Here is a 14,561-nt window from a genome sequence, read left to right as displayed (position 1 = left end):
ACCTCGCCCGGGCTGATATAGCCGTATTCGGTCGCCGGCCGCTCCGGCTTGACGCCGAAGGTGACGATGCGCCCGGCGCTCGCAGCCGTGAGACCCTGGCGACACGCGGCGACGAAGGCGGCATTGTCCTGCACCACGTGGTCGGCGGCGAGCGCGAGCACGATCGCTTCACTCGAACGGTTCTGCGCGAACACCGCGCCGACTGCAATCGCAGGGCCGGAATCGCGCCGCATCGGCTCCAGGATCACGTCGGCCTCGACGCCGATCTCGGCGAGCTGCTCCAGCACCATGAAGCGATAGGACGCATTGGTGATGACGATCGGGCGATCGAACAGCGAGGCCTCCGAGACGCGGAGCAGCGTGTCCTGGAAGGTCGAGCGCGTGCCGAACAACGGCAGGAACTGCTTGGGGCGCACCTCGCGCGAAGCCGGCCACAGCCGCGTTCCGGCACCGCCGCACATGATCAGGGGGATAATGCGTTTGTCCATCGTCATCTCAAACCTTGAAGTCGTTCCGATACCAGGTGACAAAATTACGAATTCCGTGTGCGATCGGCGTTGACGGTGCAAAGCCGGTGTCGCGCATCAGATCCTCGACATCCGCGAACGTTTCCAAAAGGTCTCTCGGCAGCAATTCTTTGATCGCCGTCCGACCCAGCCCCTGCTCCAGAATCCGACGACATGCATCAGCTCTTCCGGATGGTGGTTGCCGACATTGTAGACCTTAGACGGCGCATTTGCGGCAGCCGGGTCATCGGCGGCCATCAAGCCGATGAAATCGGCGGCGCCCGTGCCCAAAATCGCCTGATCCCTCATCCTGTTCCCAAGGTCTGCTTCACCCGATCCGCGCTCGATCTTTCGCCCGCGGCGCCTCTTTAGCCTCCGCATCGACGGGGTCGCAATAGCTCCGCTGCCCTGCATGAGGGCTCTCGATCACCGCTATTGCAAGATCGACGCCAAAACCATACCAAAGCGGCCGAATTCGGCGCCTTGCGTCGGGTTGCTTCAAAACCCTTGTTCATGCGGACGAAATGCGCCGAATCCTGCTGTCGACGGCCAAGATCCTGATTTCCGGAGCGCTGCTCTACCTGGCGCTGCGCAAGGTCGATCTGTCCGAACTGTTCTCGCGCTTCACCGTGACCAGCCTGTTCTGGATCGGCTTGGCGATCGTGATCGCGTTCCTGCAAATCTTCGTCGGCGTGTTGCGCTGGCGCGAGGTCAGCGACGCATGCGGCGCCCCGCTCGAGCTCGGCCGGGCCATGCGCTACAACGTGATCGGATCGTTCTTCAACCAGACCCTGCCCTCGGCGATCGGCGGCGATGCGGTCCGGCTGTGGCTCGTCGCGCGCGCCGGCGCCGGCTGGCGCGCTGCGACCTACTCGATCTTCGTCGATCGCGCGATCGGTTTGATCGCGCTCGCGATCATCATCGTCGCGAGCCTGCCCTGGAGCTACAGCCTCATCGCCGATCCACACGGGCGCTCGGCGCTGCTGCTCGTCGACCTCGCGGCGCTCGCGGGTGGTCTCGGCTTCCTGGTCTTCGGCGCGCTGAAATGGCACTGGCTGAGAACCTGGTGGGCCACGCATCACATCCACGCCTGTGCCGTGATCGCCAACCGCGTGATCTTCAGCCGCTCGCGCGGACCAGCCGTCGTGATCCTGTCGCTCGCCGTGCATGTGCTGGCCGTCGTGGTCGCCTGGTGCGTCGTGCAGTCGATCGCGGCGCCGGTCGGCTTCAGCGACGTCTTTATGCTGGTGCCGCCGGTGATGCTGATCACGATGATGCCGATCTCGATCGCCGGCTGGGGCGTGCGTGAAGCCACCATGAGCCTCGCGTTCGGCTTCGCGGGGCTGGCCGCCAACGAGGGGGTCAACGTCTCGCTGCTGTTCGGCACCGTGTACTTCATCGTCGGCGCGATCGGCGGCCTGGTCTGGATCCTCAGCGCGGAGAAAGCCGCGCAGGGATCGGCGCCGCTCGGGGTCCCGGAGTGAACGCGGTCGTTGACGCGCTCGGCGCCGTACCCTCGCTGCTGGCCGTTGCGATTGCCGCGCTGGTGTCGGGCGTCATCACCTGGACCAGCCGTCCCCTGCTCCAGCGTTACGCATTGGCGCGGCCCAACGCGCGGTCCTCTCATCGCATCCCGACCCCGCAGGGTGCGGGCATCGCCGTGATATCAGCGACGCTGCTGGTCGCATCAGCCTGGGCAGCCTGGGCGAACATCGCGATTCCGCCGGCGCTGATCGCTGCAACGGTCTTGATCGCCGTGGTCGGATTTGCCGACGACATCAAGTCGCTGCCGGTGCTCGTGCGCCTCGTGCTGCAGGCCGCAGCTGTCGGCGCCGTCGTGTTCACCACGCCCGAGACCGCGCGCATTGCGCCGGCGCTGCCGCTCGCGCTGGAGCGCGGACTCATCCTGCTGGCGGGCGTGTGGTTCCTGAATCTCGTCAACTTCATGGACGGGCTCGATCTGATGACGGTGGCGGAAGTCGTGCCCGTCACCGCCGCGCTGCTGCTGCTGGGACTGCTCGGCGATTTGTCGTGGCCGGCCGCGCTGATCGCCGCGGCGCTGTGCGGCGCCATGCTCGGCTTTGCGCCGTTCAACAAGCCGGTCGCGAAAGTCTTCCTGGGCGATGTCGGCAGCCTGCCGATCGGCCTTTTGCTCGGCTGGTGCCTGCTCGAGCTCGCCTGGCGCGGGCAGCCCGCCGCGGCGCTGTTGCTGCCGGCCTACTACCTTGTGGATTCGACCATCACGCTGTTCCGCCGCATCGCAAGGCGCGAGCAATTCTGGTCGGCGCATCGCTCGCATTTCTACCAGCGCGCCACCGACCATGGCTTCACGGTCTCCCGCGTGATCGGGGAGGTGTTCGCGCTCAATCTCGTGCTTGCGGGGCTTGCCATCGTCACCGCTCGCGCCGGCTCGATGACGATCACGCTGACCGCGCTGTCGGCGGGCGCAATCGCGATCGGCATCGTGCTGCGGCGGTTCTCCCGCCCTCAGGCGTCCTGAGCCACCAGCGCCAGCCGCAGCCCCTTTTCGAGAGACACCTGCGGCTGCCACCCGGTCGCAATCGCATTTGACGAGGTTGAGCTCGAGCGAGCCGACCAGACTGTCATGCGTATCCTGCCGGCCCATCACTCTCAGCATCGTCCCGAGCAGGTCCGGCGGCATGCCGAACAGCCGCGAGTTCTTGCCGGCAGCCTTGGCCAGCCGCGCGATGAACTCGCGCGTCGAGACCTGCTCCTGATCAGGCCGCGGTCGACCCGAATTCCGGAATCGCGTCCTTCAGGATGGTCCTGATGGTGGCCCGATCGTCGCGCGCGATCGCCTGCTCCAGCGCCGCAATCCATTTGCGCAGCGTCTGCATCGGCGGCTCGTTCGGCTGCGCGGCCATGATGCCGGCGACGCCGATCTCGCGGGTCGGCTCCTCGGAGGCGAATAGGATTTCGTGCAGGCGTTCGCCGGGCCGCATGCCCGTGAACACGATTTCGATGTCGTAGCCGGGTTGCAGGCCCGAGAGACGGATCATGCGCTCGGCAAGATCGACGATCTTCACCGGCTGGCCCATATTGAGCACGTAGACCGACACGTCCGAACGCTGCGTTCCGAGCGCATGCGTTGCCGCCGTGATGACGAGATCGCAGGCCTCGCGGATGGTCATGAAGTAGCGGACCATGTCGGGATGCGTGACCGTCACGGGACCGCCGGCATCGATCTGGGCCTTGAACTTCGGCACCACCGAGCCGTTCGACGCCAGCACGTTGCCGAACCGAACCGAGATCAGCCGCATCGACCGCCTGGCGCCGCCGTGACCCGCCGCAAGATCATGGTCGAGCGCCTGGCAATACATCTCGGCGAAGCGCTTGGTCAGGCCGAGCATCGACACCGGCTCGATCGCCTTGTCGGTCGAGATCATCACCATGGCTTCGGCGCCCGCACTGTGCGCGGCATCGGCAACGTTGATCGAGCCGAAGATGTTGGTCTTGACGCCCTCGCTCCAGTCGCGCTCGAGGATCGGCACGTGCTTGAGCGCGGCGGCATGGAACACGATGTCCGGCTTGAACTCGGCCATCAGGCGCATGATGCGCTCACGGTCGCGGATGTCCGCGATCCGCCCTTCGATGGAAGCAGCGGTGCCGAGCGCCGCGAGCGTTTCCGTGATCGCGTAGAGCGCCGGTTCGGAATTTTCCACGATCAGAAGACGCGCGGCGCCGAACGCGACGACACGCTCGCAGATCTCGGAACCGATCGAGCCGCCCCCGCCGGTGACGATCACCGCCTTGCCCTCGATCAGGGCCTCGAGCCGCGCATAGTCGATCTTTTCGCTCGGCCGCAGCAGCAGGTCCTCGACGGCGACGGCCGTGAGTCGTGGCGTATCGCCGCTCTCGAGCGAGGGCATGCGGCTCACGATCACGCCGAGCTTGCGCGCCCGCATCAGGATCGATTCGGGATGGGCCTCGGGCTCGAATGCCGTCGGCGTCATCACGACGCGCGCGATCCCCTTGCCGCGCTTGGTGAAGTCGGCGACGACATCCTCGATGTCGTCGACGCCGCCCAGGACAGGGACGTTGCGGATGGACTGGCCGCGATCGGAACTCGACGGCGAGAGCACACCGACCGGCCAGATGCGCTTGATCGCCCCGCTCTCGATTCCGCGCAACAGCACCTCGGCGTCCGCGGCGCGGCCGATCAGCAGCGTCGGCGCGGCATCTCCGGTGCGGGCGTGACGCCGCACCCGCGTATAGCGGAAATAGCGGTAGGCCATGCGCAACGCGCTGAGGAAGGAGATCTCGAGGAACCAATAGAGGACGATGGTCACCTTGCCGAGGAAGAAGGCGCCGCGGACGTTGGGGGCGACGAAGATGTAGTCGAGCGCCAGGAGTGCAACCGTCAGCACGGTCGCGACGCGGATGATGTTCAGCGCGTCGGGCAGCGAGATGAAGCGCCATTTCGTCGTGGTCAGGTTGAAGACGAAGAACACGACCACGCTGAAGGCGAGAAAATAGGGCAGGATCTGGATCAGCAGCGGCAGGCGGTCGAAGAAGCCGTCGCCGCCCTCGAAGCGCAGATAGAAGGCGGCGAACAGCGCCGCCGTGGTCGCCAGCAGGTCGTGGAGCGCGATCATGAAATTGCGCAAGGTGAGATGCGAAAGTCGCGTCATCCGCTGACCGAAAATCCAGTTAAATGCAACCTGATCGCGCTGATAACCCATCTCGGCCGGACATGCCAGTCAGGGCTTGCCAGTCAAGGTTTGCCGATCAAGCTTTGCGATCCGGGCGGCCGTTCAGGAACCGGCTACTGTCGCCTTCGCTTCGGCCTGCTGGGCCCGGATCACCTTGCCGCCGGCTACGCCGACACCGATGACGTACATCCAGCCCTCGTGGAAGTCGAACAGGTGGGAGTTGAACAGCGAGGTGAAGACGTTCTGAACCACGACCAGAAGGCCGACCCAGTTTGCGAGCCCGTCGCCCCGAAACAACAGCAGATGCAGGATCCAGATGCCGTAGAGAACGGCGACGCCGATGATGCCCCATTGCACGGCCACGTTCAGCGTCTGGTTATGCGGGTTGCCGATCACCTCGGCGGACGCCAGGTTCTGATTGCCGGGCGTCGCGGTCCGCTCGAACAATCCACGCGTCGAGCCGGTACCGTGCCCCTTGATCGGCGCCTCCGCGAAGAAGCCGAGTGATTTCCGCCAGAATTCGAGCCGCAAGCCGGCCGAGGTCGGCGCGCCTGTTTCCACATAGCGGGTATAGTCGCTAGCAAAGCTGTCGGCGGTCTTGCGCAATTGCGGCGAGGCCTGCCAGGCGAGCACCGCGCCCGCGAGCAGGGCCGCGGAGATGATCGCGATGCTGCGCCATCTCAGATGAAGCAAGGCAAACACACCGAACAGGATCGGAATCGTGAGGAGCGCGGTGCGCGACACCACCACGAACACCATGTTGACGAAGAAGGCGAGCGCAAGCGCCGTGAGCAGCCCGGCGATCCAGTAGCGCTTCTGGCGCAGCAACTGCACGATCGGATAGGCGAGCGCGACCGCGCAGAGCGCAAACTCCTGGCTCTGGTCGATGTAGTTCTTGACGAAGATGCCGCGCTCGACGCGGTCGGATTTGAGCGCGAGGTCGGGGTAGAAGGCGACGACCCAGGACATCACCGACAGCAGCGCGCAGGACACCAGGAAGGCGACGAACACCCAATGTCCGCGCGGCGAGCGCGCAAAATGATAGAGCAGGACCGGCAGCACCAGCAACTTGACGGTCGGATTGACGGCGTAGAATCGCGCGCCCCAGGCCGCGTCCGACCACAGCGTCCCGACCAGCCCGAGCAGGACCAGAGCAATCGGCGCCGCGACGCCTGAGCGATTGCAGGAACTCGCGGACGTCGAGGAACGGCACCATGCAGAGCAGCATCAGAACATTGAAGATCGCCGCAAGCGACGTCGACCATGGCAGCGAGGCCGCGGTCAGGATCGCGAACAGATCGACCGTCTCGGACCAGGCCGCCGGACTGCGCAGACGCCGCCACAGCACCTGGCCGGTCGTCTCCCCGGCGAGTGTCGTCACTTGCCCTCTCCCCGCGCGCGATGAACCAGCGCGGTCGTGCTGAAGCCCTGGAGAATGTCGACCAGCACCACCGTCCCGCCGGCGGCCTCAACGACCTCGTGGCCGACCACCTGCTCGCGGGTGTAATCGCCCCCTTTGATCAGCGCGCTCGGCTTGATGCGGGTGATCAGGTCGATCGGCGTATCCTCATCGAAAATAACCACGAGATCGACGGCTTCGAGCGCCGCCAGCACTTCCGCACGCGCTCGCTCGTCCTGAACGGGGCGGTCGGCGCCCTTTAGCCGCCGCACCGAGGCGTCGCTGTTGAGGCCCACGATCAGGCGGTCGCAGGCGGAGCGCGCCGCTGTCAGCACCTTGACGTGGCCGGGATGCAGGATGTCGAAGCAGCCATTGGTGAAGCCGACGCGCTGGCCTTGCTTCCTCCATTCCGCGAGCTGCGCGTCGAGCGCGCCGGGCTCGAGCACGATCTTCTCCTCGGCCGCGAGATAGGCATGCGGCAATATCTTTCGCTTCAGCTCGGCCACACTCACGCTTGCGGTGCCCTGCTTGCCGACGGCGACGGCGGCCGCGGCACTGGCCATGCGCAGCGCCGTGTCCCAATCCGCGCCGGTGGCAATCGACACCGCAAGCGCCGCGGCAACGGTGTCGCCGGCGCCAGAGACGTCGCGCACCTTGACCGGGAACGCCGGAACGTGAACGGCCTCGCCGTTGCGCGGCACCAGCGTCATGCCGTGCTCGCCTTGGGTGACCAGGATCGCTTCGCAATCGGCGAGCCGCATCACGTCCTCGCTGGCATCGACGATGCTCTGCGGCGTGTCGGCGCGGCTTCGGGTCGCTTCCGAAAATTCCTTGCGATTGGGCGTGAGCAGCGTCGCGCCGCGATAGATCGCCCAGTTCAGGCTTTTGGGATCGACGATCACGGGCTTGCCGAGTTTTCGCGCGGCGTCGATGGTGTGGCGGATGACGCGGGCGGTCAGCACCCCCTTGGCGTAGTCGGACAGCAGCACGATGTCGGCGCGCGCAATCTGCGGCAGGATCGCTTCGATCAGCTTGGTCTCGATCGTATCGGATGCAGGCTGTGCCTGCTCCCAATCCGCACGCAGCATGTGCGTGGAAAAATGCTCGGAGACGAAACGCACTTTTCGCGTGGTCGGACGCGAGGGATCGCACACCAGCAGGCTTTCGATTGCGCCCTGCTCCGCAAGCGTCGAGGCAAGCTGCCTGCCGGCCTCGTCCGCGCCGACGAGGCCGACGAAGATGCAGCGCGCGCCGAGCGCGGCGACGTTGCGCGCGACGTTGCCGGCACCGCCGATATGGATCTCGCTGCGCTGTGCCGCGATGACCGGCGCCGGCGCTTCCGGCGAGATCCGCGACACCTCGCCATAGACGAACTCGTCCAGCATGATGTCGCCGATGCACAGGACCGTGCGGCCCGAGATGGCTTGCGCGAGAGCATCGAAATCGAGAATGGGCGTCGGCATGGTGATGGGCCTCAGCGGAAGCGGTCGGGCCGGTCGAGATAATCCCCGACATAAGCCTTCACCGCGTCCTCGAGCGTCGTGAAGCCGCCATTATAGCCGGCGCGGTGGAGGCGATCGACCTCGCTCTGGGTGAAGTACTGGTAGCTGCCGCGGATCTGCTCGGGCATGTCGATGTATTCGATGTTGGGGCTGGCGCCGAGCGCGGCATAAGCCGCCAGCATCAGATCCCTGAAGCTGCGTGCTTTGCCGGTGCCGACATTGAATAGCCCGGACACCGAGGGCGTTGCCAGCAGCCACATGATCACGCGCACGACGTCGTCGACATAGATGAAATCGCGGCGCTGATCGCCATCGGCAATGCCCTCGCGATGCGACTTGAACAATTGCACGACGCGGCCCGCTTTGACGTCGTCGAAGCGGCGCGCCAGCACGCTCATCATCGAGCCCTTGTGGTATTCGTTGGGGCCGAACACGTTGAAGAATTTCAGCCCGGCCCATTGCGGCGGCAGCTTCTCGCCGTTCGCCGCGCGCTCGGCGACGGCGAGATCGAACAGGTGCTTGCTCCAGCCGTAGAGATTCATCGGCCGCAGTTTTTTTAGCGCAGGCACAGAGCCGTCGTCGTCAAATCCTGCCTCGCCGTCGCCATAGGTCGCCGCCGAGGAGGCGTAGATCAACGGCACCGCATTCGCCGTGCACCAGTCCAGGAGGCGCATCGACAGGCGGAAATTGGTCTCGAACACCAGGTCGCCGTCGGTCGCCGTGGTCGCGGATATCGCCCCAAGATGGATCACGGCATCGAGCTTGCGGCCCTTCAGCCAGTCCGGCAGTTCAGCCGGCGGCACGATATCCACAAGCTGCCGCTTGGCGAGGTTGCGCCATTTGCCCTCGCTGCCAAGGAAATCGCAGACGACGACATCGCTGCGGCCGGCCTCGTTCAGCGCGGCGACGACATTCGATCCGATAAAACCGGCCCCGCCGGTCACCAGCAACATTTCACCTAGCCTGCCCGATGTTTTGCGACCCAATCTTGCCCTAGCGCATGATCCTCCAAAGTGTAAGCGGTTTTGGGATAGCCGCTCTGCCGGCTTTACCTGCCGGCCCGGAGCGGCTAACCGAACCGCCACATCAGCGCACCCCGGCCTTATTAACGAATGAACCAAGATTCGCAACTTAGTGGCGAGACAGATCGGGGCGACACGCGGCCGATCCTGATCGTCCCCTACATGTGGATCGGCGATTTCGTCCGGAATCACACCGTGGTGCGGGTCCTCAATGAGCGCTGGCCGAACCGGCCGGTCGATCTGCTCACGACGTCGCTGTGCGCGCCGCTGGTCGATTACATGCCCGGCGTGCGCGATGCGATCGTCTGGGACCTGCCGCGCGGCCGGCTCGCCGTAGGCCGCCAGCTCGGCCTGGCGAAGCTCCTGCGCGAGCGGGACTATGGCACCGCCCTGGTGCTGCCCCGGACCTGGAAGGCCGCCATCGCACCCGCTTTGGCCGGGATTCCGGAAAGGGTCGGCTTCGTCGGCGAGTTCCGGTTCGGCCTGCTCAACCGCTGGCGCTGGGGCGAAAAGAAGCTGCCCCGCTTCATCGACAAGAACGCCGCCCTCGCCCAGCCCGATGGCGCCCCGCTGCCGCCGGAATGGCCGGTGCCGCAGTTGCGGGTCCCGGCCGAGGACATCGTCCGCTGGCGGCAGGCTAACGGCCTGAGCACCGGCGCCGCTGTGGCCCTGGCTCCAGGCTCGGTCGGCGCTTCAAAGCGCTGGACCTATTATCCGGAGGCCGCCCGCCTGCTCGCCGAGCGCGGCCTCGAGGTCTGGGTTGTCGGCGGCCCTGGAGAAAAGGGCCTTGCCCAGGAGATCGTCGCGGCCGGCGGCGCCGGGGTGCGGGACCTCACCGGCAATGATCTGCGCAACGGCGTGCTGGCCATGGCCGCGGCCGGCGTCGCGATCTCCAACGATTCCGGCCTGATGCACATCGCAGCCGCCCTGGGCACGCCGACCATGGGCATCTTCGGTCCGACCAGCCCCTACCTCTGGGCCCCCCTCAACGGCCTCGCCGCGACCGTGGTGCAGGACAAGAGCGTGCTGTCCTGCCAACCCTGCCAGAGCACGATCTGCAAGATGAACGACCACCGCTGCATGCGAGATATCGCAGCGAGCGAGGTGGTGGCGATTGCGCAGCGGGTGCTGGGTGAGGCGGGGACAAGGGCTTCGACGTGAAGCCGTCGAGGCTGCGCCGATGATGACATCATGCCGGTGTTTTGCCCGACGAGTCAAATCGACTTCGTAAATTCCGCAGCTTCGGGATGCCGGCCAAGCGATTGATTTCGTTGGCACCGGCTACTGTGCATGGGGTTGTTTTCGCGGTTTTTTTGTTTGCTGCCCTGAAGGCGATGCTCAAAGCAGCGGCCGATAGACCTCGCCGATCCGTGACGCCTCCGCATCGAGGCTGAACTGCGCGAGCACCCTTGCCCGCCCGCGCTCGCCCATAGCGATCGCGGCGGCCACGTCACGCATCAGCGGTTCGACCGCTGCGGCCAGCGCATCCGCGTCACCGGTCGGGACCAGCACGCCGGTCACGCCATCCTCCACCACGAGCTCGGCCGCGCCGGCGCGCGCGGCGACCAGCGCGCTGCCGGCCGCCATCGCCTCGATCAAGGTCAGGCCAAAACCTTCGTTGCGCGAGGTGAAGGCGTAGATCGTCAGCCGCTGATACCAGCGCTGCACGTCTTCGATCGGCAGCTCGCCAGTGATGACGATGCGCGATTGCAGGCCGGCGGCCTCGATCCGCTTCTTCAGGTCGTTTGCAAAAGCGGTTTGCTCGGGTGTGACCTGGCCGACGATGATTGCGGTGAAATCCGGATAGCGGGGCAGCAGGCGGCACATGGCATCGACGAACACATCGGTGCCCTTCTGCGCGCGCACCCGGCCGAAGCAGCCGATCGCGTAGCGGCCCGGCAGCGCGGCTTCCGCGAAGGCGGCAGTGCGGTCGAGCGGCGGCGCATAGACGGCAGTGTCGACGCCGTGCGGAATCACGGTCGCCTTCACTTTCAGGAACGAGGCCGAAAGATCTGATGTCGCGATGATCGCGTCCATGCGCCGGATCAGCCAGCGCGTGATCCAGCTATGGTGCCGCTGTGCCGCCGAGGTGAAGACCAGTTTCAGCGGCCAGCCAAGCGCGCGCAACAGCACGCCCGCGATCATCTCGTTGTTGCGGCGCGCATGCCAGATCAGCGGCGCCCTGCGGCGCCACAATCTCAGCAGATCGGCACCGCCCAGGCGCGCGATCCCCTCCGGCGCGTCGGAGCCGAACCACGCGGCGCGATAGAGCTTTGCCAGCCGCGGCGCCACCATCCGGTTGGTCGCGGTGACCCCGGAATAGCGCCTGTGCAGATTTGGCACGATCACTTCGAGATCGCTTGGGAAATTCGCCACGCCACGCTCCGTTTCGAAAGTCCCTATACGCAACATTAAGCATAGTGACCAGTTCAGCCGCGCCGATACCCACTCTTCACCACGTAAACGTTAGCTTGGAGCGTTGATCGAAGACGGGTGAGATCATGACTGTGCTTGTCACCGGCGGTGCCGGCTATATCGGAAGCCACACGGTTCTGGCGCTGGCGGAAGCCGGCGAGGACGTCGTCGTGATCGACGACCTCTCCACCGGTTTCTCCGCCTATCTGCCCGAAGGCGTGCCGCTGTTCATTGGCGATGCCGGCGACGAAAACCTGCTCGAAGGCGTGATCGCCCAGCACAACATCGAGAGCATCATCCATTTCGCGGGGTCGGTGGTCGTGCCGGATTCGATGCGCGATCCGCTCGGCTATTACCGCAACAATTTCACGACCGCGCGCAACCTGCTCAACGTCGCGGTCAAGCGCGGCATCGACCGCTTCATCTTCTCCTCGACCGCGGCGGTCTATGGCGATCCGGACCAGGTGCCGGTGCCCGAGCATGCGCCGACACGGCCGCTGTCGCCCTACGGTTCGTCGAAGCTGATGACCGAGATCATGCTGCACGACGTCGCCGCCGCCTACGGCATGCAATACGTGACCTTGCGCTATTTCAACGTTGCGGGTGCCGATCCGCAGGCCCGCATCGGCCTTGCCACCGTCGGCGCCACGCACCTGCTCAAGATCGCGGTGGAAGCCGCAACCGGCCAGCGCGCCAAGATCGACGTATTCGGCACCGACTATCCGACCCAGGACGGCAGCTGCATCCGCGACTTCATCCATGTCACGGACCTGTCGCAGGCCCATCGCTCGGCGCTCGCGTATTTGCGCAACGGCGGCGCCTCGACGACGCTCAATTGCGGCTATGGCCGCGGCTACTCGGTGCTGGAGACCATCGACGCGGTGCGCCGTGTCTCGGGCCGCAGCTTCGCCGTGCAATACGCCCCGCGCCGACCCGGCGACATCATGACCATGGTCGCCGACACCAGCCGCATCCGCGGCCTGCTCGACTGGAAGCCGCAATACGACGACCTCGAGACCATCGCAGCCCATGCGCTGGCCTGGGAGGACAAGCTGTTCCGCGAGCGTCACGGCGAGCTCCGCCACGCCGCCTCGGCCTAGATTCCATTCCAGCGCAAGCCCTTAATTGGGCTTGAAAAGCGCTGGCTTAGCGGGCACAGAGGCCGTTCGATCCCTGACGCGCGGGCAGGCGTTTTCCTGTGCCGTCAATGGACTGCGGATGGCTCAGTTTCCAAAGAAAATCACCGACGATCCCTATGCGGCAGCGGTGCTGATTCGCCGCCTGGTCACGGAACAGGGGATCCTCTACTGGCGGCGCTACCTCGTCGCCTTCGCGCTGATGGCGCTTGCCGCCGGATCGACCGCGGGCGCGACCTACGTGCTCGGCCAGGTCATCAACCAGGCCTATGTCGACAAGAACATCCCGGGCATCGCGATGTTCTCGGGCATCACGGTGATCCTGCTCTTCATCAAGGGCGTGGCGACCTACGGCCACATGGTGATCCTGACCAAGATCTCCAACGCGATCCTCGCCACCAACCAGCGCCAGCTGTTCGCCAAGCTGATGCGCGAGAGCGTCGGATTCTTCTCCGAGCGGCATTCGTCGGAATTCCTGGCGCGGCTGACGGCCGGCGCAAAGTCCATCACCGATGTCCTCAACATGCTGGTCAATGCGGTCGGGCGCGACCTCATGATGCTGCTCGCCATGATCGGCGTGATGGTGTGGCAGGATCCGGTGATGTCGTTCATCGGCCTCGTCGCGGTGCCGCCGGCGATGCTGGTGCTGCGCAAGCTGGTCAAGCGCATCAAGGGCCTCGCCTACAACCAGTTCACCGGCACCGCCGATATCCTGGAGACGATGCAGGAATCGCTGCAGGGCATCCGCACGGTGAAAGCGTTCACGCTCGAAGACACCATGCAGAACCGCATCGACGAGAACATCGTGATCGTCGAGCGCAACGCCAACAAGATGGCCCGCGTCGCCAACCGCTCCAATCCGCTGATGGAGATGCTCGGCGGCTTCGCAGTCGCCGGCTGCTTGCTTTACGGCGGCTATAGCGTGGTCGCGCTCAACGCCACGCCCGGCGCGTTCTTTTCCTTCATGACCGCGTTCCTGATGGCGACCGAGCCGGCCAAGCGGCTGGCGCGGCTCAACATCGACCTCAACAGCCAGCTGGTCGGCGCCCGCATGCTGCTCGAAGTCGTCGACAGCCCCGCGAGCGAACACTCCGACGACGACAAGCCAGCGCTGAAACTCTCGAACGCACGCATCGAGCTGCGCGACGTCAGCTTCTCCTATCGCAACGGTGAGACCGTCCTCAACCGCATGAGCTTTGTTGCCGAGCCCGGCAAGGTCACCGCGCTGGTCGGCCCCTCCGGCGGCGGCAAATCGACCGTGCTGGGGTTGCTGCTGCGCTTCTACGAGGTGACGCAAGGCGACATCGTGATCGACGGCCAGTCGATCGGCGCCGTCTCGCGAAAATCGCTGCGGGCTCAGACCGCCTATGTCGGCCAGGACGTCTATCTGTTCCGCGACACCATCCGCAACAACATCGCCTTCGGCCGCGCGGGCGCGACCGAAGACCAGATCATCGATGCTGCGAAAGCAGCCTGCGCGCATGATTTCATCATGGGCTTCCCGCTCGGCTACGACACGCCCGTCGGCGAGCACGGTACGCAATTGTCCGGCGGCCAGCGCCAGCGCATCGCGGTCGCGCGCGCGCTGATCAAGAACGCGCCGATCATCCTGCTCGACGAAGCCACCGCCGCGCTCGATTCCGAGTCCGAGCGGCAGGTGCAGGAGGCGATCGAGCATCTCTGCCAGAACCGCACCACCATCGTGATCGCGCATCGCCTGCACACCATCATGCACGCCGACGCGATCCTGGTGGTCGAGGGCGGCGAGATCGTCGAGCAGGGCCGGCATGACGAGCTGCTCCGCCGCGGCGGGCGCTACGCTTCGTTCTTCCGCCTGCAACATCACGACGCCGGCGCTCTGGCGCCGATCAGCGCAACCGCATAGAGTTCCCTTCACCTCAAGAGCAG

11 protein-coding genes and 2 pseudogenes are annotated in these 14,561 nt (G+C 65.5%); 6 read left to right on the top strand and 7 right to left on the bottom strand.

Annotation, left to right across the window (positions count from 1 at the left end):
* A partial coding sequence (locus AC0L3J_RS28350; protein ID WP_473349162.1) for a sugar phosphate nucleotidyltransferase occupies positions 1–488 on the bottom strand: 488 nt, incomplete at its 3' end.
* Between the two features lie 7 nt (positions 489–495).
* Positions 496–773, bottom strand: a pseudogene (locus tag AC0L3J_RS28345) (UDP-glucuronate 5-epimerase); the annotation flags it as partial.
* Between AC0L3J_RS28345 and AC0L3J_RS28340 the strand changes: the two are divergent.
* The 3 genes from AC0L3J_RS28340 to AC0L3J_RS28330 all read left to right on the top strand — a co-directional run bounded on the left by AC0L3J_RS28340 (position 681) and on the right by AC0L3J_RS28330 (position 3,006).
* The gene (locus AC0L3J_RS28340; RefSeq protein WP_473349165.1) at positions 681–878 is read left to right on the top strand and encodes a hypothetical protein; all 198 of its coding nucleotides are present in this window, start codon (positions 681–683) and stop codon (positions 876–878) included. The pseudogene AC0L3J_RS28345 and the gene AC0L3J_RS28340 sit on opposite strands and share 93 nt — an antisense overlap.
* Positions 879–1,030: 152 nt before the next feature.
* Entirely contained in the window at positions 1,031–1,990 is a 960-nt protein-coding gene (locus AC0L3J_RS28335) for a lysylphosphatidylglycerol synthase transmembrane domain-containing protein (protein ID WP_473349161.1), read from the top strand.
* Positions 1,987–3,006, top strand: coding sequence for an MraY family glycosyltransferase (locus tag AC0L3J_RS28330; protein ID WP_473349160.1), 1,020 nt, complete (start codon positions 1,987–1,989; stop codon positions 3,004–3,006). The genes AC0L3J_RS28335 and AC0L3J_RS28330 overlap by 4 nt, the downstream gene beginning before the upstream one ends.
* A gap of 238 nt (positions 3,007–3,244) precedes the next feature.
* Here the strand turns inward: AC0L3J_RS28330 and AC0L3J_RS28325 are convergent, their stop codons facing one another.
* The 4 genes and pseudogenes from AC0L3J_RS28325 to rfaD all read right to left on the bottom strand — a co-directional run bounded on the left by AC0L3J_RS28325 (position 3,245) and on the right by rfaD (position 9,033).
* Positions 3,245–5,158: an SDR family NAD(P)-dependent oxidoreductase gene (locus tag AC0L3J_RS28325; RefSeq protein WP_473349159.1), complete on the bottom strand. Its 1,914-nt coding sequence runs from the start codon at positions 5,156–5,158 to the stop codon at positions 3,245–3,247.
* A 123-nt stretch (positions 5,159–5,281) separates the two neighbouring features.
* A pseudogene (locus AC0L3J_RS28320) lies at positions 5,282–6,560 on the bottom strand (O-antigen ligase family protein).
* Positions 6,557–8,041, bottom strand: a complete 1,485-nt coding sequence (gene rfaE1 / locus AC0L3J_RS28315; protein WP_473349158.1) for a D-glycero-beta-D-manno-heptose-7-phosphate kinase — start codon at positions 8,039–8,041, stop codon at positions 6,557–6,559. Before rfaE1 ends, AC0L3J_RS28320 begins: the two are co-directional and overlap by 4 nt.
* A gap of 11 nt (positions 8,042–8,052) precedes the next feature.
* Positions 8,053–9,033, bottom strand: a complete 981-nt coding sequence (rfaD, locus tag AC0L3J_RS28310; protein WP_473349157.1) for an ADP-glyceromanno-heptose 6-epimerase — start codon at positions 9,031–9,033, stop codon at positions 8,053–8,055.
* Positions 9,034–9,192: 159 nt separating this feature from the next.
* Here rfaD and waaF point away from each other — a divergent pair, with 159 nt between their 5' ends.
* Positions 9,193–10,263, top strand: coding sequence for a lipopolysaccharide heptosyltransferase II (waaF, locus tag AC0L3J_RS28305; RefSeq protein WP_473349156.1), 1,071 nt, complete (start codon positions 9,193–9,195; stop codon positions 10,261–10,263).
* Between the two features lie 177 nt (positions 10,264–10,440).
* Here the strand turns inward: waaF and AC0L3J_RS28300 are convergent, their stop codons facing one another.
* Positions 10,441–11,478, bottom strand: a complete 1,038-nt coding sequence (locus AC0L3J_RS28300; RefSeq protein WP_473349155.1) for a glycosyltransferase family 4 protein — start codon at positions 11,476–11,478, stop codon at positions 10,441–10,443.
* Positions 11,479–11,603: 125 nt separating this feature from the next.
* Between AC0L3J_RS28300 and galE the strand changes: the two genes are divergently transcribed.
* Together galE and AC0L3J_RS28290 are read left to right on the top strand one after the other, a co-directional pair.
* Positions 11,604–12,617 carry a UDP-glucose 4-epimerase GalE gene (gene galE, locus AC0L3J_RS28295; protein ID WP_007612473.1) on the top strand — a complete coding sequence of 338 codons (1,014 nt, stop codon included), beginning with the start codon at positions 11,604–11,606 and terminating at the stop codon, positions 12,615–12,617.
* Positions 12,618–12,735: 118 nt separating this feature from the next.
* Positions 12,736–14,538, top strand: a complete 1,803-nt coding sequence (locus AC0L3J_RS28290; protein WP_473349154.1) for an ABC transporter ATP-binding protein — start codon at positions 12,736–12,738, stop codon at positions 14,536–14,538.
* Positions 14,539–14,561: the final 23 nt, after the last annotated feature.

This window comes from Bradyrhizobium sp. Kon37, assembly GCF_055807535.1.
The sequence above is the reverse complement of the archived record's forward strand: the minus strand, read 5'-3'. Positions and strand labels throughout refer to the sequence as shown.

What these genes read in the sequence shown, in the direction of transcription:
- AC0L3J_RS28340 (WP_473349165.1), top strand. Translation starts at nt 681, where the DNA reads ATGCATCAGCTCTTCCGGATGGTGGTTGCCGACATTGTAGACCTTAGA.
- AC0L3J_RS28335 (WP_473349161.1), top strand. Translation starts at nt 1,031, where the DNA reads ATGCGCCGAATCCTGCTGTCGACGGCCAAGATCCTGATTTCCGGAGCG.
- AC0L3J_RS28325 (WP_473349159.1), bottom strand. Translation starts at nt 5,158, where the DNA reads ATGACGCGACTTTCGCATCTCACCTTGCGCAATTTCATGATCGCGCTC.
- rfaE1 (WP_473349158.1), bottom strand. Translation starts at nt 8,041, where the DNA reads ATGCCGACGCCCATTCTCGATTTCGATGCTCTCGCGCAAGCCATCTCG.
- rfaD (WP_473349157.1), bottom strand. Translation starts at nt 9,033, where the DNA reads ATGTTGCTGGTGACCGGCGGGGCCGGTTTTATCGGATCGAATGTCGTC.
- waaF (WP_473349156.1), top strand. Translation starts at nt 9,193, where the DNA reads ATGAACCAAGATTCGCAACTTAGTGGCGAGACAGATCGGGGCGACACG.
- galE (WP_007612473.1), top strand. Translation starts at nt 11,604, where the DNA reads ATGACTGTGCTTGTCACCGGCGGTGCCGGCTATATCGGAAGCCACACG.
- AC0L3J_RS28290 (WP_473349154.1), top strand. Translation starts at nt 12,736, where the DNA reads ATGGCTCAGTTTCCAAAGAAAATCACCGACGATCCCTATGCGGCAGCG.